The following is a 23,394-nucleotide window of genomic DNA, read 5'->3' as shown; positions in this document are numbered from 1 at the left end:
AACGGCTGAAGATCGTTTCATATGTATTCATTTGTTCTACAAAGGGCCGCTCTCCAAGCTTGTCTCCATCGGACGCGACACATTTGAGATCCGCACATTGTTAATTTTGGAGCCCTGCCATGTCACTGAAACCCCTGTTGTTGATTCCCGCCCTCGGCGCTGTTGTGTTGTTGTCGGCGTGCGCCGGCCCCATCCCCAAAGCGGACCCGAGCGAGGCGTGGATTGGTTTGAAAGAAGAGGCGCCGAACGACCTGATGGCCGAGCGCGTGGATGGGAAGCGGGTGGATGACGGACGCTTTTTTGAAGTGACGCCGGGGGATCATCGTCTGGATGTGACGTTATTCGAAGAAGAGCCGGGCGACGATAACCAGCAGGACTGCCAGGGCCGGGTCGAGTACAAGCACTTCCAGGCCGGTGAGCACTACACATTGATTGAATCGAGCCTGGGCACCACCGTGCGCGCCGTCCTCAAGGACGGTCACGGCAAGGAAGTCGCGGCGACTCAAGACTTCAATTGCATGCCTGGCTAAGCATGGTGCACCGCGGCCTTATGCGGCTTGGCCGGTGCGCAGGGGTTGACGTGGGGGTGATGGTGCCGCCGGGTCACGCGCATGACCCCCCACAGCATGGCGCCGGCGACCGCCAGCCAACCGCAGACCAACAGGAAAATCGTTGTTGCAAGGCTCATTCGGGCCTCCTTTCGCCCCGCACGGGGCACACACAGTCTTCTCAATGGACAGTCTAGCTACCCGGCGGTTGCCTGCTATTGACCAATGGTCGAGTGCATCCAACTTGTTTGCTCTATCCAGCGCATTTTACTAACGCCTCGGGCTATACCCGCGTGGCTGAGCATCCTATGATCATGGCCCTTACCGGCAGTTGATCAAGCGAGTAAAACATTGCGGTTACGGTCGAACGTTAAAACCTCCCTGCTGCTGGCGTGCGCCCTGGGGCTCGCGGCGTGTTCCGGGCACCCCTCGAAATTGGCGGGCCTGCCGGAGCGTGTCGAACTCAATGGCGTGCCGACCTTTCGCAGCGAGGCTTACCTGAGTGGCCCCTCGGCGTTAGCCAGCATGCTGTCGCAACAAGGCATTGTGATGACACCCGGCTTGCTCGATAAGCCCCTGCACTTGCCGGGCGGCGAGGCGGACCTTGAGCGCAACATGCAGGTGCTGGCGCGTGAATACGGGCTGATGGTGTATCCACTGGATACCCAGCTGACGGCGGTGCTGGCGCAGGTGGCGGCGGGTTACCCGGTGATGGCGCGGATCAACCCGAGCGTCTGGTCCGGGACGCGCTACGTCGTGGTGGTGGGGTTCAATCAGCAGAAAAGTACGGTGCTGTTGCGCTCAGGCATGGAGCGGCGGCTGTTGATGAGCTTCAGCGATTTTGAGTCGGCCTGGAAGAGCGCCGGCCACTGGGCAATCCTGACCCAGCGCCCGAGCCAATTGCCGGCCAATGTCGATGCGCAGCGCTGGCGCGAGGCAGCCAATGCTACCGCGCAAGCCGGGCAGGAGCAGGCGGCGGCGCAGGCGCTCAAGGTGTTGGCGGAAAGAAAATAATGTGCGAGTGGGCTGGTGTGGGAGCCGGGCTTGCCCGCGATGCCGGCAACTCGGTTTTTCAGGTGGACCTAGTTGATGCCATCGCAGGCAAGCCAGCTCCCACAAAAGCCAGCTGCCAGATTAGATCTGCGTTGTTTTAGCGACTTACCTGCGCCGCATTCGGGCGATTCTTCAAGTTCTTATCAGCCTTGTAGCGCAGTGCGACGTCCGGCACCGAACCGCCCTTGCCGGTCTCGATCCAGCTGCGAATGCGGCTGGCATCGGCAAAGTGGGTGAACTTGCCGAAAGCATCCAGGATTACCAGCGACACCGGACGGTTACCCATGCTGGTCACCAGCACCAGGCAGTGGCCGGCTTGGTTGGTGAAACCGGTCTTGGTCAGCTTGATATCCCAGTTGTTGCGGTTGATCAGGTGGTCGGTGTTGGAGAAACCCAAGGTGTAGTTGGGCTTGCGGAACGACACGGTCTTTTCCTTGGTGGTGCTCAACTGGCTCAGCATCGGAAACTTGCGCGCATAGGCCAGCAACTTGCTCAGGTCACGGGCGGTGGACACGTTGTGAATCGACAGGCCGGTAGGCTCGACATAGTGCGTGCTGGTCATGCCCAGCGCCTTGGCCTTGGCGTTCATCGCCGCGATAAACGCTGGGTAGCCGCCCGGGTAGTGGTGGGCCAGGCTGGCGGCGGCGCGGTTTTCCGACGACATCAGGGCAATCAGCAGCATTTCTTTGCGCGGCATTTCACTGCCGATTTTCACCCGGGAGAACACGCCTTTCATTTCCGGCGTGTCCTTGATGTTGATGTCGATGTATTCGTCCATATTCTGCTTGGCTTCCAGCACGATCAGGCCGGTCATCAGCTTGCTCACCGAGGCGATCGGCACCACGACGTCGGGGTTGCTGGAATAGATGACTTTGTTGGTCTGCAGGTCGACCAGCATGGCGCTGCCGGAAGCGATTTGCAGTTTGGAGGTATCACGCGGCGCCAGGGTGGTTTCGGCGGCGTGCGCAAAGGTGCCTGTGAATGCAAAAAATAGGCTGACGATAGAGAGACGAATTTTCACGCGGATGAACTCGCTAAAATAGTAAGGAAATACCGTTGGGAAACGGGTTATATGACAAATGCCGTTACATTTTATGAGTATGGATCAGAAAGCGATAGAGAGCCTTTAAATAAAGGCTGTAAGCCGATGATTGGTTAGGGTTGTACCGATTTTGTACCAATCATTGCTTGTTCAAGCTTTCCAACTTCTGACCAATCCGTCGTTGAAGCGAGCCATTTCGCATAGGTCGTCAGCAGCACCTGGATACTGTGCCCGAGCTGTCCCGCGATGAAGGCAGAGTTCATTCCAGCCATCAAACACATAGTGGCATATGTATGGCGGCAGTTGTACTGGGGCCGAGGCCGTATTTGCAGGGCCGCCAAAGCCTTGGCGAATTGCTCTCCGGTCTGAGAGGGGCGGCCGATAAACTCCGAGCTGCCCGACGGCGGGAATACGTACGGCGACTCTTTTTTGATCCTCCTCCGCTGCAACAAACGGTCGTCGGCGATCTGCCTGGCCTGCTGCAAAGCGTTCAGCGCGCGACTGTTAAGCATCACCGTCCTCGCGTACTTCGTCTTGGTGCGCTCCTCTACCTCTCCATCCACAACGATACGGCAGACGTGCGCAGTGCGTGTGCCCATGTCGACCTCATCCCAGCGTAATGCCGCTATCTCTCCCGTCCTCATCCCGCTATAAAAAGCAAACTCAAAGTAGGCAGCAAATATCCGCGCGCCAGGCTTTTGGAAATTTGCGTACATCCACTCAATTATTGCCGCCGCCTCTTCCCCGGAGAACGGATCAACCTGCTTCTTTGCTTTCTTGGGGAGCTTGATCGGTGTAGCCGGATTGCGGTCGATCAACTCATCCTGCACCGCAGACTTGAGCAACGAAGTGACCCTGGCTATGGACTCGCGCTTGATCGACTGGGTTTCCCATACGGTTTCGCTGATGATCCTACGTAGCACCATGGTGGTGATTGCCGTGATCGGGAGTTGGCCAAGCCACGGCATCCAGTAGGTGTTGATCGTTGCTCGATAGTTTCTGCGGGTGCCGGGCACGATCTCCAAGCTATTGATCCAGGCCTGGGCATACTCGCCGAACGTCATCACTAACGAAACAGGCATGTAGCTGGAATTCGGGAACAGCTCAGCGTACCGCTGATCATCCAGAACCCCATGCTTAGCCAGGCTTATTACTTGATCGCGTAGATCGGCTGCCGCTTTAATCCCTTTTGGTGTTTGTGGGTGTGCGAGAGTCTCGCAGCGCCGCTCGCCTCGCCAGGTGAAGCGAATGCGAACGGACTGACCAGCGAATTCAACTCCTGTGGGCAGGCCCATTGGCTTTCTAGCCATGCTTCATATCTCCTTAAGCTATAAAAAATCCGGCCATCTATTTTGTTCCAGACACCTTCAGGGATAACGCCTCGGTCACGCTTGCCTTCCAATGCTCGCTTGGTGGTGCAGATGATCTCGGCCATCCGGGCTTCCGGTACCTTGTCGAGCTGAAAGGGCTCCTGTGTTTGCTGTGCTTCCGACATAGGAATACCTCGCCCGCCGGTCACCGGCAGGCATTTAGGGGGTTGGGGTTAGATGAGTTCGGATGGGATATCGATGACATCGCCCAGGCTGCGGACTGCGATAGCGCGGCAGGCTGCGACGGTGATGGTTGGGCCGCCGGCGATCACCCTCCCAACTCTGGCGGTCCATTGATGGCCTGGAATGCGAACATCGAAGCAAACGCGGTGCCGTAGTATTGACAGCGCGCTCCGGCCTTCCAGGCTGGCACGCACAATCGGTGGCGAGATCAAGATGGGGCGTTCTTTTATTTCAGACATCGGGGTATTCTCCAATGCACTATTGCGGACGGATGGATGTATGGGGAATATTTATGGTGAGCGCTGGCTAATATTTCTATATTGCCTGCTGCTGTTTTTCGCTGGATCTGTCTTCGGCTTCATTTTTACGAAAGATAGTCAGTTAGGCTTTATAGCTTTTTTGGGAGCCGTATCAAGCATTGCCACGGTAGGAGCCGCTGTAACGGCAGTTTTTGCATTGAGCTCCTGGAAAGCGCAATTCCAGCTTCAAAAAAAATACGATGCAGTGATTGCGGTGAGAAGCTTTTTACATGGTGCAACTCATCCCCGTATTTACTTGGCGAGCTTGTCGAATCACCTTGCAGAATATCTCCGCTCTCGCAATGACGGGCTTTAGCGGATGATTTTCCAGACGAAGATCAAAGGAATTGGTTTGATCATCTTTCCGAATTCGGTAAAGCATGGGACGTAATGATGGTTCTTTTATCTAATGCCGAGCTAGAGCAGTTTAAGTGTTCACCTACAGTCTTGGGCGAGATGGTAAGAGTCGCTAAAGATGCCATGATCGACGTTACATTTCGTGAGGAAGAGAGCGATGATTCAGATCCTGAAGACCAAAAATTGATCGGCCTTCAAAATATAAATCGTATACACGCAGTCAGGATCGAATTCGCTTATGATGATATGGAAAAGCAAAGCAGAATTCTTCTTGGGAAACTTGCTTCATAAGCCGCGTCATTTAATCGTTCCGTTTTAGGTGCTGCAAAGTACCTTCAAACAGTTGACCAAAAGACCCAGTCACAACGCCACTTGCTGGTGATGAGGGGCTGCGCTAAATTTTGTGTGTTCAGGAGGCGGGTTGGAAAGGTATTTTTTTGAACGAATTGCTCAATACACCATATGGACGATATGGATTCTGCTTGTTGCAGGCTCAACACTTTGGTTGCTTGTGGGGTCAGTTGCATACTGGGTTCGCAATGGGTGGCTGCCTGCTGATTCGGCTGGCTGGGCCCAAGCAATTGGCGCATTTGTGGCAATTATAGTTGCTATTGCTTTGCCCTATTTTCAAAGCAGACAACAGCGGAATGACCGAGCAGAAGAAACCCTTAGTGAGCGCTTGAATGGGATGAGTGCTACTTACGCATTAATGGTTCATATGGAGGGCTTGTACGCCAGGCTTGAGGTATACGCTCAGCCAACGTCTTCGTTTTTCGGAACCCAATTATGCGGCTCCAAAAGTGACTCTCTTCTGCATGAGCTCAACCAAGCAGCTGCAATGCTCCGTGAAATACCTGTCACAGCTATTTCAAGTCAGATGGTCTACTTCATCATTGGCTTGAGAGAGGTGGCTAATTATGGTGAGTTTGTAAGCGCCACTCTCTACGACGTATCACCAGAACCGGCGATCAACTTTAGGCGATGGAAGAAAATTTCCGCAAATCGGCAGTTAATTGAGCGCTGGATGGAAGAGCTCGCCACTCTAGAGACCGAGGTACGAAGCCGCGCAAGGTGATATTTTTAACTGGCCTAGCCACATGCCATTAGCGCCTCAATTATGCGTTGGCCGGCCAATGGCGGTACGGCGTTCCCAGTCATGTGCATGGTCAATTTATGATTATCCGGGCGGAGGGTATCTTTCGGGAAGGACTGGGCGGCCATGGCCTCAGCGGCGGTGATCATGCGCATTCTGTCACCGTCGACTACTGCCCAGCGGTCCAGGGTAGTGATGGTGCCGATTGGTCGGTCCAGGCTGCGGCCGGTGAGCCCAGACCCGGAACCGTAGTAGGGCATTACGAAGCGATCTCCGAACCGTTTCCGGCCGTTCTTCACGCGGGTCAGCGTGGATTCGGCCCGGCCTGGCTTGATGATCGGCGACCACTTGCCGGCGCTGAAGTCGATAATCTCGCTGGCTGGCACGTGCTGGTGTTGCTGTAGCTGCACGTGTAGTGGTGCCTTACTGCGTGAGCAGACCATGAACAGCCGCACCCGGTGCTGAGGAACCCCGAGGTCGGCGCAGTCCACGATGTGCGGAGCCAGCGAGTAACCCAGGCGCTGCATCGCGTCGGCCCAGGCCGGGTAGAGAATCCAGTCCATGAACTCCGGCACGTTCTCGATGATTGCGAAGTCGGGTCTGTTGACCTCTGCATTCGCCACCGCGCCCAGGCCGTCGAGCGCGAGTTGTCGTGCTGTGGGTTGCCTGACGCCTTGCCGCGTGCCTTGGTGTGGCCCTGGCAGCAAGGAGAGGCCAGCATCACGTCGTGCTTTGGCACCTTCGACCAATCAGCTTGGTGCAGGTCCTGGCACACATGTTGTGTTTCCGGGTTGTTCTTGGTGTGCCACTCCACGGCTGCCGGCCAGTGGTTGGCTGCCCAAAGAACATTTAGCCCGGCGTCTTTCCCGCCGCGCGTCCATCCGCCGAAACCAGAAAACAAGTCAATTGCTGTGAGCATATGGGATCCTCGCCGGCTGGCGTGATTCGTTGATATGGGGTATTACGGGTGACCGGCATGGAGCCGGATCAGCTATAAGTCGGGGACGTAAAATGAAATACCTAGCAGAGTTTCTTACAAAAAACCCTTTTATAGTGGTACTGATGTTTTGTCTTACCTTGATTGGAGTTATTGTTGGGCTGTTAGTTAGTTGGGAGGTTCTTTATAGGGACTATCTTTCGAAAACCCTTACGATTCCGTCATGGTTAGTACTGCTGATTTTCGTGATAGTTTTTTTCGGATGGATATTTTATGGCACTCGTAAAAAGCAACAGGCCGATGGGCCGTTGGAATTGATTGCCGACAGACAATATGGTGTTGAGAGAGTTAATGCGTGCGGAAAGAAATTCCTGAGCTGCAAATTTGACGGGACTGAAATAGTGATAGATGCGCAATCAGGACTAGGTTTTGAAAACTGTAATTTCTCAAATCAACGATTTACTTTCGATGGTGCTGCCGCTCGGACGCTGGCTATATTAACTTTCATGTACAAAGACCCAAGCTTCCGACCATTGGTTGATGCAACAATAGCGAATATAAAATCTGGTGATCTACCTGTTTCCAAGGCTCCTTTTTCAGGGGGCACCCGCCGATAAATTTTATGTTCTGGCAGATCAAGCCGTGCCTGCCACGGCGCGGTCGCATCTGGTTGCTGATGCTCTCTCGCTCGTCCCTAAGTCCACCCTTCGATGTAAACCTTCTTGCCGTCGGCACGAGCCTCCAGCACTTGGGCGCGGTTGATTGCTGCCTTCCAGGTGAAGCACATGCCCATCACCTTGCCGGTGGAGCGCTCTACGACGTGATAGGCCCCGGTACCCTTGTTGACTACCTGGAAGCGAACCTCTTGCACGGGCTGCTCCTTGCCGATCAAGGTGTACATCGCGGTAGTGGCAATGGTTGCGCGGATACGAAGGGCCGCAAGCCCTTCAGTGCGCTCTTGAATTGATGGGGGCATGTCTTTTTCCTCAAGGTTTGAATTAGGCAAGCAGTACGGGTTGCTCTGAGTGCCGCACCATTCGTACCTGGGCGGTACGGCGTTCTGGAATCCGGCGGTCACGTCGCATAGCGTCGTCGCCGATCATTGCGTGCATGGCAATCAGCGCGGCCAGTGCAAAGCACATCGGTGAGATGATCTGGCGGCGCATCGCCTCTGCAATCATCGCGGTCTGGCGGGTTACGCCGAGCTTGAACATCGCGCATGAAAGACGCTTTGCCACGGTGCAGGCTGCCACGTCGAACTGTCGGGCTATTTCTTTGGCCGTCATGCCCTGGGCGGTGCCCAGTAGATACTGCAATTCCTTCGGCGCGAGGCCGCGTCCGAGGTGACCCTTCCATGCGCCGCTGATGATTTCGTCCATCGCTTTGACTCCCGGTTGTTTTCCGAAAGCGCCCGATACAGGCGCTGACGTGAAATCTTCTGGTGTCGTCTGCCGGCTTCCCGCTACTGGCGTCGCCGCCGGCCCCATCAAATTGTTTGTCCAGCCGCGGGCCCTTCGGCTTGTTCTCCCGCTGGATAACTCGTCTTGGCGCTTTACGCTGCACGCCCGGGTCAGTTGCCAACCCTCTGTACCGTTTAGGCCGGTCCATCGCTGCCTTCCATCTGGCCGGTTGTTATCCGGCGATGACGGATAGTTAACCATCGGTTTATTATAGCGGTCAATACCGATGGTTAATTATTTTGCTTTGAGCAAAAAAATCCCGCTCGAGGGCGGGATTGTTTTGTGGCCGGGAGTTATCACCAAAGGGCAGACGACCAGAAGACTCTTCCAAGTACGGCAATTTCGTTATTAAGCATGTCTGTCTGCGTGTATTCCTCGTCCGGGTGCTCATCCCGGTTGAAGCTTCGCATTCTTATCCCGCCGCCAGGGAGGCGATAGAGGGTTTTGACTCGTAGCTGTCCTCCGTGATCTAGCGCGTACATCTTCCCGTCAATGATGGATGTTGTGCCGCGATCGACGCCTACGGTGCTTCCATCGGGCAGCACGGGTTCCATGCTGTTGCCCGCGACTGTTACGCAAACGGCTTCTGAAGGCTGCACGCCCTGGCGCCGCAGTGTCTTCTTTCCGAATCGCAGTTTTTGTTTTGGGGATCGCTCGATTGCGGTCCTTCCAGTTCCTGCGGATAGCTCCACTTCCTTAAGGAATGGCACGTAGACCTCATCATCATCCAGTGGCGTGTCGTCGTCCCAAACATCCATTGGACCCAGCAAAACTGCGTTGCTCTCCACGGCGGGGCGCTCTGGTGCAGCCCTAGTGAGCTTGTCAATTTCCTCCGCAAGCCTAGGACTAAAGCGCTCAACCGGCACTTGCAGTTGCTCAGATAGTACGGCTGCGAACTGAGCGTTTAGTGGATTGATACCTTTGAAGTAAAGGTTCACTGCGGAAGGTGTCATTCCCGCCGCATCCGCGATTTTTCGCTGACTAAGTTTCAGTTCGTTTTTCTTTGCCAAGAAAAGTTCGTGAGCGGCAATGCACTCGGCAAGCCTATCGGGCGGGAGGATTCGCTTCTTCGTCATGCACTCAATCTATAACCATTGGTTAACATCTGGAAGAAACCATCGGTATTGAATAAAAGTTAACAGATGGTTAATATTGCCCCAAAGGAAATTTGAGGCACGACCATGAAAGAAAGCTCGCTCGATGAGTTTGTGGCCAGAAAGGGGCAGTCAGAAGCCGCGCGGCAGCTCCGAGTGTCACCGCCGGCTATTCACAAAGCCATATCGGCTGGAAGGGATATCCGAGTCATTGAGAATCCTGACGGAACGTGCAGGGCTACAGAATTGCGTCCGTTTCCTTCTCAGGCCGCGAGGCTTGCAGTCGTCGATTGAGGCAATTATCTGGCGATTTGCTGATGTGCGGAAGCGAGTACGTATCAGCTGTTAATTCATACAGTGCATAGGGAGGGAATAGAAATGCGGAAGTCAGGGGAGATTGGAGCACCCATTCAGAGCGCTCCGTTTACGGTCAGTGCTTCGGACCTGCAGGAGCTTTCATCGGTACGGCTTCAAGACGTTCTGCAGATCTTCTCAGTGCCTCACTCAGCTCTCGAGCTTGTTGAGCGGTCAGCGCAAGGGTCGGAGTTTTTTGAGCCTCATCAGGATTCTGAAAGGGGGTTGAAACGTAGCTGATTTCCAGCAGAAGCAACTGCATCTGCTCGACGCTTTTGAATTCCCAGCCAGCAATTGGATTGATATGTGAACCGTTTGACATGTCCGGTCTCCTTGGACTTTTTCGAGTGGAATCAAAAAGTTACCACGGATGCACCAGACACCCAAAACGCCTGAATCGCAGGCATAAAAAAACCGCCTGGCAGGGCGGTTTGGTACAGCTTCACAACGAGACGAATAATGATCAATAACGCCCCCGCAGTCAACCGCTTCGGAGATGTCGCGACACCCTCCGAGCGTCCAGAAATGGTGTCGCTACACCTCGATCAAAATCAATTCGCTGCGATGAATGCCGCCCTCATGATCGGCGGCCAGTACTCGCATGCCTCCAAGTCTAAATTTCGCCAAGCATGCCTCAATCATTTGAAGGCGTCCTCAGCTTCTGCCCAGGATGTTCCAGCATGAGTACCATCATCATGAGCCTGTGCTGGCCGTTGCAAGGCATGAGTGGCCCGCAAAAAGCAGTCCTAATTTCGCTGGCTGACAATGCAAATGACGAGGGTGTCTGCTGGCCTTCGGTCGCTCGCATCTCTGAGCGGACATGCCTCGCAGAAAGGACTGTTCAGGCCGCTATAAAGTGGCTGGGTCAGGTGGGCATTTTGTCTGTCCGGGAGCGGATGGGGCGTTCGACGATTTACACCCTAACCCCCGCATCTTATGCACCCCCGCAGGACGCGCGCCCCGCAGCAGATGCACCATCACCCCCGCAGCTCACGACACAAACCCCCGCAGCAGCCGCACCCAGAACCGTAATAGAACCATCAAGTGAACCATCACCTCTTGTTGGAGCTGAGCAACCAACGAAAATTTCGAAGTCGAAATGCCCAACCCAGGCAATCGTCGATTTGTTCAACGCAACGATCCCGGAATTACCTCGGGTCATGTTGTTGACCAAGGATCGAATTGCCAAGGTCAACGCACGTTGGAACGAAAGCGATGTTCATCAGGATCTCAGTTTCTGGGCTGAGTACTTTGCCCTGGTGCGCTCCAGCGAGTTTCTGATGGGTAAGGTTTCGGCTTCTGGCGGGAATCCTTTTCGCTGCAACTTCGATTGGCTGATTGCCCCGAGCAACTTCGTGAAGGTCGTTGAGGGTAATTACAATGCGTGATCCCTACAGCCTGGAAGCCGAACACGGTGTGCTGGGGGCGATGTTCCTACGCCCTGAGCTGATCGACGTACTGGCCGCCGATCTGGTGCCCGAGGACTTTTACTACGAGGACAATGCCGAGCTGTATCGCGGGATTTTGGCCTTGCACGCTGATGGTCATCCCGTCGATATCGTGACCGTCGGGGTTTACGTGGGGGATCTCCCTGGTGGTGCGAGTTCGTTTGCCTATGCCGCAGAAATTGCCCGCAATACGCCAAGCGTTGCAAACGCCGCTTCCTACGCTGGGACGGTTCGTGAGCGCAGCCTGGATAGGTCGATCATCGAGCTAAGCGTGCGGATCAACGACATTGCCTACGGTGACCAGCCGGCGGCTGACAAGGTTGCAGCGGTACAGGCTGAGTCCCACGCCATTGACAGCCAATCGGCAACATCCGAAGTGGTCAAGGCTGAGGACTTTCTCAACGACTACATCGAGGTACTGCAGGCCCGGGCTGATCGTGGTGATGAAATTGACGGCCTGTCCACGGGCATTCCTGATTTGGACGAGAAGCTGCAAGGGCTCAAGCCTGGCCAACTGATCGTCATTGCTGGCCGTCCAGCCATGGGCAAAACCACGCTCGCCATGAACATCGCGTCTCACGCGGCTATCCGTGATGGCAAAAGCGTGATGGCGTTCAGTTTGGAAATGGATAACACGGGCTTGATGGATCGCTTCATGGCGTCCGAAGGGCGAGTGCCGCTACAGCTGATCAAAAATGGCAAAGCCCCTAACACCCACGGCGCCGAGCTGATGAGTGCCGCCGGCAAGCTCAAGAAGTCGAATCTGTTCCTGTCGGATCGCGCGTCGATGTCAATGAATCGACTGCGCTCGGCGGCTCGCCGCCATAAGCGTCGGTATGGCTTGGACCTCATTGTCATCGACTACCTGCAATTGGTGGAGTCCGACTCGCGCACGTCCAGTCGTGAGCAGGAAGTCAGCCACATGACACGCACCGCGAAGCTCATGGCCCGCGAGCTGGGCGTCCCGGTGGTTCTGCTCAGCCAGCTCTCCCGTAAATGCGAAGAGCGCCCCAACAAGCGCCCGCTGTGTTCTGACCTGCGCGAATCCGGCGCCATCGAGCAGGACGCGGACATCATCCTGTTCGTGTACCGCGACGAGGTCTATCACGAACACTCCGAAGCCAAAGGCATTGCCGAAATCATTATCGGCAAGGGCCGTGACATTGCCGGCGGCACCGTGCGTGCCGCTTTCCACGGTCAGTACAGCCGGTTCGAACAGCTCGCCGCTGGCTGGGTTGAGCCGACCAAACCCGAAAAGGTCAACAACATGCGCGACCGCTACAAATCAAAGGATAAATTCTGATGGCTGAATCCCGCCTCGCCGTTCCCAAACCTGACCTGTACCGCTACGCGGTGTTTTGCTGCTCTTCCAAAATAGACTTGGGAAGTGCGCCGGATCATGCATTGGCGCTTTTTTTCGATAAGTCCATGGCAGTTCGATACGGCGGCCAGATGTGGCCGTCGACGTTTGAGGTTATCGACCTACTTAATCCGGAGGAGGGCGCGTTTTGAGCACGCTAATCCAAACCCTCACGGTGAAGCTGTCGGATGCCGAGATCGCGCGCAATGCCAAGCTTGAGCACGTGCGCGACCTGCGGGACGCCAGTCACCCGGCCCTGCATTTTCGTTTTGCGAAGAACCGTGCGCGTGGCTCCTGGTACTTGCTCAATAAGCGCCAATGGCACCGCATCGGCGCCTTTCCTGACCTGAACACAAAACAGGTGATCGCGGCCTTGCCGGCGGTACGACTGCGCGTTGCCGCTGATGGTGCCGCCAGCGTTTCGGGGTGGGTGACGGTGGGGGAGCTGCTGGACTGGTTCGGTGAGCGCATGGCCAAGTCGCGCGCGCTGTCCGATAAGCGCCGGAAAGCGATCAAGTCCGCGATCAGTTGCCAGCTCAAGCCGCGTCTGGATGATTTGCCGCTCGCTGACGTGAGCGCCCAGACCTTGGACAAGTTGCTGATGTGGCCCGCCCAGGAGGAGCTGTCGCTGTCGTACGTTCAGCAGCTGTTTCGCCTGGTCGCCATGGCCTTCCGTCAGGCGCGCAAGTTGGACCTGATCCCTTTTAACCCTACGGCCGAACTCAAGTTCAGCCACTTCACCACGGCGCGCATCCAGCCCAAGCCCGCCCGTCTGCGCGATGTGCAGTTACCCGAACTGGTGACGTTGCTGGCTGAGCGTTTCGACAGCGCGCCAGGTGACGCCATGCTGGCCTTGATGATGTTGTGCCACGGCACCCGGATCGGTGAAACCCGCCAGGCGCGGTGGGCTGACATTGCGCTGCCTGAGCGTGAATGGTTCCTGCCCGCCGAACACACCAAGACCAAAACCGAACTGCGCGTGCCACTGACCGATCAGGTGTGTGCACTGCTGCGCCGTTACCGCGAACGCCAGACTGCCCAGGGCTACGACGGGGCCTTTCTGTTCCCTTCGCGCCGTGGCAAGCCGCTGAGCGACAATCAAGCCAGCGCTGTATTCACCCGGTTAGGGCAGGGCGCCTGGACCAGTCACGACCTGCGCAAGGTGGCCCGAACTGCCTGGACTGACCTCGGCGTCGACGGCCACATCGGCGAGATGCTGCTCAACCACTCGCTCGGCAGGATCGCCTCGACGTACATCAACACTCAGGCTAAAGAGGCGCGCCGCTTGGCGTTGGTGAAGTGGCACAACTGGTTAGACGCGCGCGGCTTCAAGGCGATTCACGCGCAGACAGGCGTTAGATATGAAGATTCGCAAAACCTCGTAGACGCCTTGAACGGCGGGGCCTGCGAGCCAGAACCACAATTTGTTAAGGGCGAGGTTTGTAAGTGCCTGGGGGAGTACTGAAAATGAGAAAACTTATGACTGAATTGCCGCGCAAGAGTATGAGTGCGCTCGGGCGCAGGTTTTTGACGATAGGCGACTGTTTCGGATTTAGTCACGGGAGCGCTGTATGAAGAAGCGCACATACACAAACAAACCTCTAGGTGATACCGAATACTTGCTGGAGCAGTGGGGGTGGTGGCGAATGGATGGAATAGGCGTACCTCGATACGTGTCACCCCTTTATGCGCTGATAAGGGATAACAACGTCACCGAAGGAGGCATTAAAAATTACTGCGTCACGGATGACGTGGCCCTGGTGGTAGACCAGGCGGTTGCCAAGCTCGCAAATCGAGACGCTCAGATGGGTAACTTCATCTGGCTGTATTTTGGTGAAAAGTGGCCGGCCCTGCGGATTGCACGGGAAAATGAAATGGGTGAAGCCAAAGCTCGTGAGCTAATCAAGGCTGGTGTGGCCTGGGTCGACTGCGCAATAGAAGTGTTTCGTGAAGCTGCGTAAAAAGCCTTTCCGCGCGGATAAAGACATGTTTTCATGGCACCGTGTTTAGCTTTTCAAGCGCGACACCACATAGAGAGCCCGGCCATTACGTCGGGCTTTTTATTGTTCAGTTTTTGGAAGCCTATCTATCTTCAGTACTCATTGTGTGGGGATTTAAAGATCTCTCGATATGAAGAGCTATGAAAGAAGTGAGGTTTGCATTTAGTTGTGATCGGAATTTGCTACTTATTATCTGCTGATCCACGCCTTGGGGGGTTAAGAGAGCCCGGCTATAGTGTCGGGCTTCCTTGTATTTGAGTGATTTTATGGCGAGGTTGGGCTGGAAATAGAGTTACAAGCGATAACTTGATGTCATAATCAGGTCAGTTATCTCTTGAGAGGTTTTAAGTCCCGCAATTGCCATAGATGCTAGCACTAATACAAATGCAAAAATTATAGCAAGTATATGCAGCAACTTGAGTTTCGGTTTTTCTTCAAGGGTGCAGTAAAACCAAATCAGATTGTAGACGCTAAATACTGTTGCTGTGCTTGCTGCAGTCGCGAAAGCCATTAGCGTGATTGAATGGTCATTATAGTCCTTCGCTAATATTCTTAGCATCTCAGGGATTGCAAGAACTATCGCGATGCAAAGGGCTTGATTTTTAAGGTAGTCAAAGATGGTTTTTATATCTGTGACAAGCGATTTTCTAAATAGTGGTTTCTTACGAGTGATTTTCTTTTTTTTAATTATTATTAAATATTCTTTATCGGCGAGCTTGTTAACTTTTTCGCCTGTCGATAAAAAGTACGATTTTTGAGTCGTTATAAAGGTTTGCTCGTTGTGACCCCTGGGTTCCTTAATGTCCTTGGTCTTCTCAATGACTGTATATGTTTTGCCTGATGCGCACTTGGCTTTAAAACGGTCAGATTCTATAGCTGATGTCATTTTCTTCTTCGTAACTTCAGTAGGATTGATTGTGTCTATTGGCCATTATGCGCAGTGAAGCACAATTTTTCATCTGCACGTAGCAGAGGCTAGACCGCACTACCAGCCTGAGACGAGTTTCTGGCTACACCTTCCTCACACAGTGTTTGCCGTTTTGGCAGACTTCTCCGTTACTCACTCCCTGAAGGGGAGGAATCGAGATGCCAAACATGCCAGACAAACCAGACACATGGGCGATAGCGCTTGCGTGGTTGAGCCAGCATTCGCCAATTCTCTATGCGGCTGCGCTGTCGTGCGCTATGGCCGTTCTTCGAGTTACATATGGCGGCGGCACTCGTCGCCAGATGCTGGTGGAAGGCGCGATCTGTGGCGGCCTGACACTGACCATAATCAGTGGCCTGGACTTCTTCGGTCTGCCTCAGAGCATGGCTACCTTTGCCGGTGGCTGGGTTGGCTTTCTAGGAGTGGAGAAGGTTCGTGCGATTGCGGATCGGATTACCGATTTCAAACTACCAACCCGCACACCCTAGTAATCGGCGTCCGTTTTTGAGACGGCCACATTCTGGCCGCATGAATCAAGGAGATTAGCGAATGCCACCAAAGGCCAAACGTCCTTGCCGTTCGCCAATGTGCCCCGCCAAAACCCAGGCCTCTAGTGGCTACTGCGATCAGCACGAACAGCTAGCCAGTGGCTGGGCCAAGCCCGGCCGTGGAACGGCTGAGCAGCGCGGGTATGGTTGGGACTGGCGCAAGAAGCGCGCGGCCATCCTTAAGCGGGATCGATACTTGTGTCAGTGCGACGACTGCAAAGGTTTCCGCCTTCCAGCATCGGAAGTTGACCACATAACACCTAAATCCATGGGTGGGAGTGACGATTTTTGCAATTTGCAGTCGCTAAACGCCGATTGCCACAAGGCCAAAACGCAAAGGGAAGCGCTCGCTGCTCGCAGTTAGAAAAATCGTCTAAATTCGTCGAGAAGTGTTGACTTAACGGGAATTTGGCGCGTTTGGAGGGGGGTAGGGAAAATCTCTGCGGCCTTACGTCTTCTCCACCGATCACCCAGCCTTTAACGCGCGACCGCGAAATTAAAAAATTCGTACTTTTGGAAATTTGGAGAGGGTTTTACGTATGGCACGAGGCCGGCCCCCTAAACCCACGGCCTTGAAACTGATTCAAGGCAACCCGGGTAAACGGAAGATAGATAAGAAACAAGCGTCACCCGACGCGTTGCTCGATGTGCCGGCGCCGCCCGAATGGTTCGGTGAAATAGCCGCTGCTGCCTGGCAGCAGGTCGCGCCCTGGTTGATCGAGGCGAAGATTCTGACCTCCACGGATCTGCACAACCTAGAAGCGTTTTGCATGGCCTACCAGCGTTGGCGCGAGGCCCAGGACGACATAACCAAAAACGGGATCATCGTCATGGGTGCCAAGCAGAAAATCAAAAATCCAGCCTGCACAGTGGCGAACGAAACTATGCGCCAGATGGCTACCTTCGGCAGTGCCTTGGGACTTGACCCTGCAGCGCGGTCACGCCTGAAGCCAGGCGGCAACCAAAAACCAAACAACCCCTTTACCGCACTGCGGGGAGGCAAAGCCGGATAACCAACCTCTATGGCCAGCTCACCAAACGTCAACGCGGCGAACAAATACGCCCGTGACGTGGTGGCGGGCAAGATTGAGGCGTGCAAGTGGGTGCGTGCCGCGTGCCGGCGTCACCTGGGCGACCTGGCGAAGTCGACGAAGAAGGGATACCACTGGAAGTTTGACAAGGCAGAAGCAGAGCGTGTCTGTGTCTTCATCCAGCTGCTGCCGCACACCAAAGGCAAGTGGGCCGGTAAGCGCCTGCTGATCACCCTGGAGCCGTGGCAAAAATTTATCTTCTGCTGCATTTTCGGGTGGCGGTCGAAGCGCACCGGCCTGCGCCGCTTCCGTGAGGTGTATTGCGAGATTCCCCGCAAGAACGGCAAGAGCGTAATTGCGGCCGGCCTCGGCCTGTTCATGTTCACTATGGATGGCGAATTTGGCGCCGAGGTGTATTGCGGCGCGACGACCGAAGATCAAGCGTTGGAGGTGTTCCGGCCGGCTCGCCTGATGCTCAAGAACACGCCGCAACTCGTTGAGGAATGCGGCGCTGAGCTGATGGTGATGAACCTTTCCATTCCTGAGGATGGCAGCCGCTTCGAACCGCTTATTGGCGACCCTGGCGATGGTAGTTCGCCAAGCTGCGCCATTGTCGACGAGTACCACGAACACGCCTCCTCGGCGCTGTACGACACCATGATCACCGGTATGGGGGCCCGTGAACATCCGCTGATGTTCGTGATTACCACGGCCGGCTACAACCTGGCCGGGCCTTGCTACGTCCAGCGCGGCCAGGTCAAAGACATGCTGCTGCACGCCCTGGGCGAAGGCGGCATAGAAAACGAAGAACTGTTTGGGATCATCTACACCATCGACGATGGTGATGACTGGCAAGACCCAAAGGTGTTGCGCAAGGCGAACCCGAATTTTGGTGTGTCGGTCGGTGATGAGTACCTGTTGCGTATGCAGGCCAACGCCAAGCGTTACCCGTCACAGCTGAACAAATTCAAGACCAAGCATTTAAACGTATGGGTTAGCTCCCGGTCGGCCTGGCTGAATATGTCCGATTGGGCTGCGTGCGGAAAACCAGAACTGACCCTGGAGCAATTCCGGGGCCGTAAATGCTGGGTAGGTGTCGACCTTGCCAGTAAGTCGGACATTACCGCCGTCGCCCTGGTGTTCAAAGACAAGGACGAACGCGGCCGCGATGTGTGGACAGTGTTTTGCCGTGCCTACTTGCCCGAAGGCGCGATAGAGCGCGCTACCACGTTTAAAGATGCCTACGAAGGCTGGGTGGTCTCTGGCGAGTTGTTGACCACGGACGGCGAGGAAACAGACTTTGATGTGGTGCGGGATGACATCAAGGATTTGGCCGAGATGTTCGACATTCAGGAAATCGCCTATGACAAGTGGCGTGCGACGCAACTGGCGCACCAACTGCAGGCAGACGGCGCTGAGGTGGTGGAGGTCGGCGGCGGCATTCAGACCATGAACATGCCAATGCGTGAAGTCGAGGCGGCCCTTGTTTCGAGGCGCTTCAATCACCCTGAAAACGGGGTGCTGTCGTGGATGGCGGGGAACGTATCAACCAAGGAGTACCGAGGTTGTTTAACCCCGATGAAGGAAGACGAAGGCAAGGGCAACTTGCGCAAAATCGACGGCATGGTTGCCGTTCTTATGGCGATGAGCCGCGCAATGCTGGCTGATCAGATGCCGGGAAGCCTTCTCGACAGCATCACTGACGATGACCTTTTAATAATGTGAGCCCCTATGAAAACTTGGCTACCTGAACTTGTCGGGACGGCAGGCTATTGCCTGCTTGTTGCCGGCTTGAACGTCCAGTTTGGCCCAGGCTGGGCGCTGATGGCTGGTGGTGGTCTGCTGCTGGTGGCCGCTATCAAGGTGGTGCAGCGATGATCCTGGGTGCGATGTATGAGAGTCGCAGCATAGAGAATCCAGCTACCAGCATGAGTAGCCACGAGCTGGGCGAGCTGCTGTGTTCGAACAATGGAATCACGGTAAGCCCTGAGACGGCGCAAAGGCTGACAGCGGTGTATGCCTGTATCTACGTGCTTTCAAGCACCATGGCGCAGTTGCCGTTAAGCGTGTTGCGCAAGGTCGACGGGCGGATTGTGCCGGCCACGGATCACCCGGCGCACTACCTGCTCCACGATGAGCCCAATCAGTGGCAAACCTCTTACAAATGGCGCGAGACCAAGCAGGCCCACACCCTGGGCTGGGGAAATGGATTTACGCGCCTGGTGCGTACTCGCCGCGGTGAGCTGCAGGCGCTTGAAATGTGCGAGCCCCAGGTCACTGACCTGGTGAAGAACGGCGGCCGCTGGATCTATGCGACGCAGGATGATGACGGCATGCCGCTGGCGGTTTCGCCTGAGGACATGGTGCACCTTCGCGCTATTGGATCTGGTCGCCGCATGGGCACCAGTCCTATTCGGCAGAATGCCGAAACGGTAGGCCTTGGCATGGCTGCCGTGCGTTATGGCAAGGAGTTTTTTGAAGGTGGTGGCCGCCCCACGGGGCTGTTGACGCTCAAGGACGGAAATCTAAAGGGTGATGGGTGGGAGCGCCTTAAAAGCGTTTGGCGCGGCGCCGTGGGAAAGCTCAAGCAGTCAGATAACAAGACGCTGCTACTGCCGGCGGATCTGGATTACAAGGCGCTGACCATTGCGCCCGAGGATGCGCAGTTTCTGGACACGCGCAAGCTGACCCGTAGCGAGATTGCCAGCATGTTTAACGTGCCTTCGCACATGATCAACGATCTTGAGAAGGCCACGTTTTCCAACATCAGCGAACAGGCCATCCAGTTCGTGCGGCATTCGGTTATGCCTTGGGTCAAGAACTGGGAAGAAGAACTGAACCGCCGGGTATTCACCCGGGCTGAGCGCCTGGCCGGCTATTACATCAAGTTCAACCTGGCCGGCCTGCTGCGCGGCACCCCGAAAGAGCGCGCCGAGTTTTACCGCATTGCCATTCAAGACGGCTGGATGTCTCGCAATGAGGTGCGCGTGCTGGAAGACCTCAACCCTATGGTCGGCCTCGATTCGATGTTGCTCAACGTCAACACCACCTTACTAGGCGCTGACGGTAAGCCGTTACCCGTAACGCCAAAGGAATAAACCATGAGTGAGTTTGAGAAACGCATGCTGCCCGCGCAGCACTGCGAGCTTCGCGCTGTGCCGGCGGAAGAGGGCGGCGATCAAAATACGTCGCCGCGTATTGCCGGTTACGGCGCTGTATTCAGTCAGCGTAGCGACCTGCTGGGCGGTTTCTTTGTCGAGATTATTGCCCCTGGCGCATTCGATGACGTGCTGGGCCAGGACGTACGCGGACTGTTCAACCATGACCCCAACTATCTGTTGGGGCGAACGGTCAGCGGCACGTTGCGCCTCTCGGTAGACCAGCGCGGCCTGGCCTACGAAATCGACACACCCAACACACAGACCATTCGTGACCTTGTTGTTGAGCCGCTGAAACGCGGCGACATGAGCGGTAGCAGCTTCGCGATGCGTGTCGCCCCAGGCGGCGACACCTGGCACGAAGAAGACGGCGTGGTGGTGCGGACGATCTACAAGATCGCCGAACTGCGCGACGTGGGCCCGGTGTCATTCCCGGCCTATCCCGATTCAAGCGCTGCCCAGCGCTCCCTGGACGCCTGGAAACAGGCGAAAAACGAAGGCCTTGAGGGTCGCGCTCAGTTTGAGCGTGACGCCCGCGAGCGCCTGCTTGATTTGAACGACCTTTAAGCCCTTGGGGGATTTATGACACTGCAACAAATGAAAGAACTGTACGCCCAGAAAGCCGCCGAAATGCGCAGCCTGCACGAAAGCACCGGGGACGAGGCATGGAATGGCGAGGTCCGCGCCAAGTGGGAGGCTATCAAGGTTGACCTGAAAGTCTTGAAAGAGAAGATCGAGCGCGAAGAAGAACTTCGCGAAAACGATCAATCCTTTATCGAAGAACGTGCCCGTCACGGCGCCCAGGGCAATCAGCAGCATCAGCAAGAGCTCAGTGGCGCTGATGCAGAACAGCGCGGCGCCTTCGATGCGTTCTTGCGCCGTGGTGCTGAGCATTTGACTGCCGAGCAGCGCTCAGCGGTATTTGCACTGCGTGCCCAAGGCGTAAGCGGTCCCGAAGCCGGCGGCTATACGGTGCCTACCACGCTGCAGGCGCGCGTGATCGAGTCGCTGAATACCTACGGCGGTATCGCGTCAGTTTGCCAGTTGCTCAGCACCGACAACGGCGCGCCGATTGCCTGGGCGGTAAGTAATGGCGGCGAGGAAGAAGGCGAGCTGATCGGCGAGAACAAGCAGGCCGGCGAAAAGGATGTTGAGTTTGGTATGGGCACCCTGGGCTCTCATACCATCAGTTCGAAAATCATCCGTGTCTCCGAACAGCTGCTGCAGGACTCCGGTATCGACATGGAAGCCTTCCTGGCCGGCCGTATCAGCAAGCGATGTGGTCGCACCCGCAACCGCCTGATCGTGCAAGGCACTGGGGCAGCGGAGACGGATAGCGCGCCGGCCCAGCCTAAGGGTTTGGAAGCCTCGGTAAGCTTGGGCAGCGTGACGGCCAGCGCGGCGAAATTCACCTGGCAGGAAGTCAACAGCCTGATTCACTCGGTCGACCCGGCCTATCGTGCGGCCCCTAAATTCCGCTTGGCCTTCAACGACAAGACTTGTCAGGCCATGGAAGAAATGGTCGACGGCAATAACCGGCCGCTGTGGCTGCCAGGTATCGACAGCGACCGCCCGGCGACCATCCTGAAACAGCAATACGTGATCGATCAGGCTATTGCCGATATCGCAGCCGGCAAGAAGTTTATGTATGCGGGCGACTTCAACGAATTGATCTTACGCGCCGTGCGCAGCCTGACCCTGAAACGCCTGGTCGAGCGTTACGCTGAGTTCGGCCAGGTCGGTTTCCTGGCTTTCCTGCGCTTCGGTATCGTCCTGCAGGACACTGCGGCCATCAAGGCGCTGGCGGGCAAAGGCGAAGGCAAGTAAATCAGGAGCGGGGCCGTGCAAGCGGTCCCTGTGTGCGCATGTTGACGCTTGAGCAGATTAAGCAGCATTGCCGGCTGGAGCTGGACGACACCGAGGAAGACGAACTGCTGCAGGGCTATGGCTACGCCGCCTGGCGAATGGTCGAAACCCGCACCGGCCGCAAGCTGTTTCAGCTCGAGCTGCCCGTCGATGCGCCGGCCCATGCCGCCGCCGATGACGACTACCTGCGCGGCCTGTTGCCGGTAACGGCACCAGACAATGCGTTACCCGTAACGGCTGACGTAACTCTGGCTATGAAAATGCTGGTCGCGCACTGGTATCGCAACCGCGAAGCCGTCACGGATTCGACGGCAACGGGATCAAAGGCTTTGCCGTTGGCATTTGAAGCCCTGGTAGGGCCGTATAACTGGATATCGCTATGAAACACCCAGCCGCTGGCGAGCGCGATAAACGCATTGTTATTCGGGTGCGCAATGACAAACCCGAAAATGACGCCGACTTGGTGTCGGGTTACACCCGCGTCGGCGGCCGCTGGGCTCTGCTGGAACCGCTGGGCACGCTACTGGTGCACAGCGGCATTCAGGTTGGCAAGAAGATCACCCACCGGCTGACCTTCAAGCGCCTGCACGGTATCGATGACAGCCATGAGGTGGTCATGGGTAAGCGTTTGTTCCGGGTGGTAGGGGTTGGCGATGTAAACGAATCCGGCATTGATACGGTGCTTGAGGTCGAGGAAATCACCGGCAACCCGGCCAGCGCGCCGTCCATGCCGAAACGGGATATCTACGATGAGTAATTCGGTCGGTGCTGAAGGCTATTTGCACGTTGAGGGTTTCGAGAAGTTCGACCGCGAAGCCTTCGACAAGAAGAAAATCCGCGCCGGCATGCGCAAGGCTGGGCGACTGGTAACGAAAAAAGCGCAGATGAACCTGGCGCTCGCCCGGGGCGATGCCGGATATCCGCGTGTGCGCACGGGTCGGCTCTTGAAATCGATCACGTTCAAGGTGTCGCGCTCTGGCTTCATGGTGAAGGTTGCGCCGGCAAAGACCAGCGATATGCAGGCCTTTTACCCGGCCTACCTGCACTACGGTGTAAAGCAGGGTTCTCGCGTCAGGGGCCGACCCAGCTTAAGCCGTCGCGCACGCCGTGCGCGGGCTGATCTGATTGCGGCCAGGCGCGCGGGAGGCTGGCGGATTAATCCGCGTGACAACTACATCACCGACGCCCTACAGGACTCGTCTGCAGGCGTGCAGAGAATCCTGCGCACCGCCTTTGCTGACGGCCTGCGTTAAATCGCCCTAATC

32 protein-coding genes and 2 pseudogenes are annotated in these 23,394 nt (G+C 56.0%); 24 read left to right on the top strand and 10 right to left on the bottom strand.

Annotation, left to right across the window (positions count from 1 at the left end):
• The first annotated feature begins 119 nt into the window (after nucleotides 1-119).
• The gene (locus KZH41_RS19560; RefSeq protein WP_263273539.1) at nucleotides 120-530 is read left to right on the top strand and encodes a hypothetical protein; all 411 of its coding nucleotides are present in this window, start codon (nucleotides 120-122) and stop codon (nucleotides 528-530) included.
• Here KZH41_RS19560 and KZH41_RS19555 read toward each other — a convergent pair.
• On the bottom strand, nucleotides 527-688 hold the full coding sequence (locus KZH41_RS19555; RefSeq protein WP_176462951.1) for a hypothetical protein: 162 nt from the start codon (nucleotides 686-688) through the stop codon (nucleotides 527-529). The two genes, KZH41_RS19560 and KZH41_RS19555, sit on opposite strands and share 4 nt — an antisense overlap.
• 211 nt (nucleotides 689-899) lie before the next feature.
• Here KZH41_RS19555 and KZH41_RS19550 point away from each other — a divergent pair, with 211 nt between their 5' ends.
• Complete coding sequence (locus KZH41_RS19550; protein WP_263273538.1) at nucleotides 900-1,562, top strand: peptidase C39 family protein; 663 nt, start codon at nucleotides 900-902, stop codon at nucleotides 1,560-1,562.
• Nucleotides 1,563-1,698: 136 nt separating this feature from the next.
• On the opposite strand, the gene pbpG is transcribed toward KZH41_RS19550, so the two are convergent.
• The 3 genes from pbpG to KZH41_RS19535 form a co-directional block, all read right to left on the bottom strand.
• A complete protein-coding gene (gene pbpG / locus KZH41_RS19545; protein WP_263273537.1) occupies nucleotides 1,699-2,622 on the bottom strand; it encodes a D-alanyl-D-alanine endopeptidase in 924 nt (307 codons plus the stop codon).
• Nucleotides 2,623-2,756: 134 nt separating this feature from the next.
• On the bottom strand, nucleotides 2,757-3,893 hold the full coding sequence (locus KZH41_RS19540; protein WP_263275123.1) for a site-specific integrase: 1,137 nt from the start codon (nucleotides 3,891-3,893) through the stop codon (nucleotides 2,757-2,759).
• Nucleotides 3,794-4,138 carry a hypothetical protein gene (locus tag KZH41_RS19535; protein WP_263273536.1) on the bottom strand — a complete coding sequence of 115 codons (345 nt, stop codon included), beginning with the start codon at nucleotides 4,136-4,138 and terminating at the stop codon, nucleotides 3,794-3,796. Before KZH41_RS19535 ends, KZH41_RS19540 begins: the two co-directional genes overlap by 100 nt.
• A 271-nt stretch (nucleotides 4,139-4,409) precedes the next feature.
• Here KZH41_RS19535 and KZH41_RS19530 point away from each other — a divergent pair, with 271 nt between their 5' ends.
• The 3 genes from KZH41_RS19530 (at nucleotide 4,410) to KZH41_RS19520 (ending at nucleotide 5,927) form a co-directional block, all read left to right on the top strand.
• Nucleotides 4,410-4,811 (top strand): hypothetical protein, encoded by a 402-nt coding sequence (locus KZH41_RS19530; protein WP_263273535.1) that lies wholly within the window; start codon nucleotides 4,410-4,412, stop codon nucleotides 4,809-4,811.
• Between the two features lie 74 nt (nucleotides 4,812-4,885).
• Nucleotides 4,886-5,143 (top strand): hypothetical protein, encoded by a 258-nt coding sequence (locus KZH41_RS19525; RefSeq protein WP_263273534.1) that lies wholly within the window; start codon nucleotides 4,886-4,888, stop codon nucleotides 5,141-5,143.
• Nucleotides 5,144-5,273: 130 nt separating this feature from the next.
• On the top strand, nucleotides 5,274-5,927 hold the full coding sequence (locus KZH41_RS19520; protein WP_263273533.1) for a hypothetical protein: 654 nt from the start codon (nucleotides 5,274-5,276) through the stop codon (nucleotides 5,925-5,927).
• 14 nt (nucleotides 5,928-5,941) lie between these two features.
• Here KZH41_RS19520 and KZH41_RS30520 read toward each other — a convergent pair.
• A pseudogene (locus KZH41_RS30520) lies at nucleotides 5,942-6,864 on the bottom strand (DNA cytosine methyltransferase).
• A 92-nt stretch (nucleotides 6,865-6,956) separates the two neighbouring features.
• Between KZH41_RS30520 and KZH41_RS19505 the strand changes: the two are divergent.
• The gene (locus KZH41_RS19505; protein ID WP_263273532.1) at nucleotides 6,957-7,499 is read left to right on the top strand and encodes an ABC transporter permease; all 543 of its coding nucleotides are present in this window, start codon (nucleotides 6,957-6,959) and stop codon (nucleotides 7,497-7,499) included.
• 77 nt (nucleotides 7,500-7,576) lie between these two features.
• Here KZH41_RS19505 and KZH41_RS19500 read toward each other — a convergent pair whose 3' ends face one another.
• The 3 genes from KZH41_RS19500 to KZH41_RS19490 all read right to left on the bottom strand — a co-directional run bounded on the left by KZH41_RS19500 (nucleotide 7,577) and on the right by KZH41_RS19490 (nucleotide 9,418).
• Nucleotides 7,577-7,858 (bottom strand): hypothetical protein, encoded by a 282-nt coding sequence (locus tag KZH41_RS19500; RefSeq protein ID WP_263273531.1) that lies wholly within the window; start codon nucleotides 7,856-7,858, stop codon nucleotides 7,577-7,579.
• A 22-nt stretch (nucleotides 7,859-7,880) separates the two neighbouring features.
• Nucleotides 7,881-8,261 carry a LuxR C-terminal-related transcriptional regulator gene (locus tag KZH41_RS19495; protein WP_263273530.1) on the bottom strand — a complete coding sequence of 127 codons (381 nt, stop codon included), beginning with the start codon at nucleotides 8,259-8,261 and terminating at the stop codon, nucleotides 7,881-7,883.
• A 377-nt stretch (nucleotides 8,262-8,638) separates the two neighbouring features.
• Complete coding sequence (locus tag KZH41_RS19490; RefSeq protein ID WP_263273529.1) at nucleotides 8,639-9,418, bottom strand: S24 family peptidase; 780 nt, start codon at nucleotides 9,416-9,418, stop codon at nucleotides 8,639-8,641.
• 105 nt (nucleotides 9,419-9,523) lie between these two features.
• Here KZH41_RS19490 and KZH41_RS19485 point away from each other — a divergent pair, with 105 nt between their 5' ends.
• Entirely contained in the window at nucleotides 9,524-9,730 is a 207-nt protein-coding gene (locus KZH41_RS19485; RefSeq protein WP_263273528.1) for a Cro/CI family transcriptional regulator, read from the top strand.
• 136 nt (nucleotides 9,731-9,866) lie between these two features.
• Here the strand turns inward: KZH41_RS19485 and KZH41_RS19480 are convergent, their stop codons facing one another.
• The gene (locus KZH41_RS19480) at nucleotides 9,867-10,112 is read right to left on the bottom strand and encodes a hypothetical protein (protein ID WP_263273527.1); all 246 of its coding nucleotides are present in this window, start codon (nucleotides 10,110-10,112) and stop codon (nucleotides 9,867-9,869) included.
• A 137-nt stretch (nucleotides 10,113-10,249) separates the two neighbouring features.
• On the opposite strand from KZH41_RS19480, the gene KZH41_RS19475 reads away from it, so the two are divergent.
• The 6 genes from KZH41_RS19475 to KZH41_RS19450 all read left to right on the top strand — a co-directional run bounded on the left by KZH41_RS19475 (nucleotide 10,250) and on the right by KZH41_RS19450 (nucleotide 14,559).
• The gene (locus KZH41_RS19475) at nucleotides 10,250-10,474 is read left to right on the top strand and encodes a hypothetical protein (protein WP_263273526.1); all 225 of its coding nucleotides are present in this window, start codon (nucleotides 10,250-10,252) and stop codon (nucleotides 10,472-10,474) included.
• Complete coding sequence (locus KZH41_RS19470; RefSeq protein WP_263273525.1) at nucleotides 10,471-11,178, top strand: helix-turn-helix domain-containing protein; 708 nt, start codon at nucleotides 10,471-10,473, stop codon at nucleotides 11,176-11,178. The genes KZH41_RS19475 and KZH41_RS19470 overlap by 4 nt, the downstream gene beginning before the upstream one ends.
• Nucleotides 11,171-12,541: a replicative DNA helicase gene (gene dnaB / locus KZH41_RS19465; protein WP_263273524.1), complete on the top strand. Its 1,371-nt coding sequence runs from the start codon at nucleotides 11,171-11,173 to the stop codon at nucleotides 12,539-12,541. Before KZH41_RS19470 ends, dnaB begins: the two co-directional genes overlap by 8 nt.
• Nucleotides 12,541-12,750, top strand: a complete 210-nt coding sequence (locus KZH41_RS19460; protein WP_263273523.1) for a hypothetical protein — start codon at nucleotides 12,541-12,543, stop codon at nucleotides 12,748-12,750. The genes dnaB and KZH41_RS19460 overlap by 1 nt, the downstream gene beginning before the upstream one ends.
• Nucleotides 12,747-14,063: a tyrosine-type recombinase/integrase gene (locus KZH41_RS19455; protein WP_263273522.1), complete on the top strand. Its 1,317-nt coding sequence runs from the start codon at nucleotides 12,747-12,749 to the stop codon at nucleotides 14,061-14,063. The genes KZH41_RS19460 and KZH41_RS19455 overlap by 4 nt, the downstream gene beginning before the upstream one ends.
• 106 nt (nucleotides 14,064-14,169) lie before the next feature.
• Entirely contained in the window at nucleotides 14,170-14,559 is a 390-nt protein-coding gene (locus KZH41_RS19450) for an antiterminator Q family protein (RefSeq protein WP_263273521.1), read from the top strand.
• Nucleotides 14,560-14,890: 331 nt separating this feature from the next.
• Here the strand turns inward: KZH41_RS19450 and KZH41_RS19445 are convergent, their stop codons facing one another.
• Nucleotides 14,891-15,484, bottom strand: a complete 594-nt coding sequence (locus KZH41_RS19445) for a hypothetical protein (protein WP_263273520.1) — start codon at nucleotides 15,482-15,484, stop codon at nucleotides 14,891-14,893.
• Between the two features lie 200 nt (nucleotides 15,485-15,684).
• Between KZH41_RS19445 and KZH41_RS19440 the strand changes: the two genes are divergently transcribed.
• The 11 genes and pseudogenes from KZH41_RS19440 to KZH41_RS19390 all read left to right on the top strand — a co-directional run bounded on the left by KZH41_RS19440 (nucleotide 15,685) and on the right by KZH41_RS19390 (nucleotide 23,382).
• On the top strand, nucleotides 15,685-16,014 hold the full coding sequence (locus KZH41_RS19440; RefSeq protein WP_263273519.1) for a phage holin, lambda family: 330 nt from the start codon (nucleotides 15,685-15,687) through the stop codon (nucleotides 16,012-16,014).
• A gap of 61 nt (nucleotides 16,015-16,075) precedes the next feature.
• Entirely contained in the window at nucleotides 16,076-16,438 is a 363-nt protein-coding gene (locus tag KZH41_RS19435; RefSeq protein ID WP_318654891.1) for an HNH endonuclease, read from the top strand.
• A gap of 208 nt (nucleotides 16,439-16,646) precedes the next feature.
• Entirely contained in the window at nucleotides 16,647-17,087 is a 441-nt protein-coding gene (locus tag KZH41_RS19430; protein WP_263273518.1) for a phage terminase small subunit P27 family, read from the top strand.
• 60 nt (nucleotides 17,088-17,147) lie between these two features.
• Nucleotides 17,148-18,830, top strand: a complete 1,683-nt coding sequence (locus KZH41_RS19425) for a terminase large subunit (protein WP_263273517.1) — start codon at nucleotides 17,148-17,150, stop codon at nucleotides 18,828-18,830.
• A 6-nt stretch (nucleotides 18,831-18,836) separates the two neighbouring features.
• Nucleotides 18,837-18,983, top strand: coding sequence for a hypothetical protein (locus KZH41_RS19420; RefSeq protein WP_263273516.1), 147 nt, complete (start codon nucleotides 18,837-18,839; stop codon nucleotides 18,981-18,983).
• A 50-nt stretch (nucleotides 18,984-19,033) separates the two neighbouring features.
• The gene (locus KZH41_RS19415) at nucleotides 19,034-20,203 is read left to right on the top strand and encodes a phage portal protein (protein WP_263273515.1); all 1,170 of its coding nucleotides are present in this window, start codon (nucleotides 19,034-19,036) and stop codon (nucleotides 20,201-20,203) included.
• 3 nt (nucleotides 20,204-20,206) lie between these two features.
• Nucleotides 20,207-20,686: pseudogene (locus KZH41_RS19410) on the top strand (HK97 family phage prohead protease); the annotation flags it as partial.
• A 159-nt stretch (nucleotides 20,687-20,845) separates the two neighbouring features.
• Nucleotides 20,846-22,090 carry a phage major capsid protein gene (locus tag KZH41_RS19405; RefSeq protein ID WP_263273513.1) on the top strand — a complete coding sequence of 415 codons (1,245 nt, stop codon included), beginning with the start codon at nucleotides 20,846-20,848 and terminating at the stop codon, nucleotides 22,088-22,090.
• A 38-nt stretch (nucleotides 22,091-22,128) separates the two neighbouring features.
• Nucleotides 22,129-22,512 carry a head-tail connector protein gene (locus KZH41_RS19400; RefSeq protein WP_263275120.1) on the top strand — a complete coding sequence of 128 codons (384 nt, stop codon included), beginning with the start codon at nucleotides 22,129-22,131 and terminating at the stop codon, nucleotides 22,510-22,512.
• Nucleotides 22,509-22,886, top strand: coding sequence for a head-tail adaptor protein (locus tag KZH41_RS19395; RefSeq protein WP_263273512.1), 378 nt, complete (start codon nucleotides 22,509-22,511; stop codon nucleotides 22,884-22,886). Before KZH41_RS19400 ends, KZH41_RS19395 begins: the two co-directional genes overlap by 4 nt.
• Complete coding sequence (locus tag KZH41_RS19390; protein WP_263273511.1) at nucleotides 22,879-23,382, top strand: hypothetical protein; 504 nt, start codon at nucleotides 22,879-22,881, stop codon at nucleotides 23,380-23,382. The genes KZH41_RS19395 and KZH41_RS19390 overlap by 8 nt, the downstream gene beginning before the upstream one ends.
• The last annotated feature ends 12 nt before the right edge of the window (nucleotides 23,383-23,394 follow it).

The sequence above is a fragment of the Pseudomonas sp. YeP6b genome (assembly GCF_025642995.1).
Taxonomy (GTDB): Bacteria; Pseudomonadota; Gammaproteobacteria; order Pseudomonadales; family Pseudomonadaceae; genus Aquipseudomonas.
Note: the sequence above shows the minus strand (reverse complement) of the source record. Positions and strands in the feature narration are given on the sequence as shown.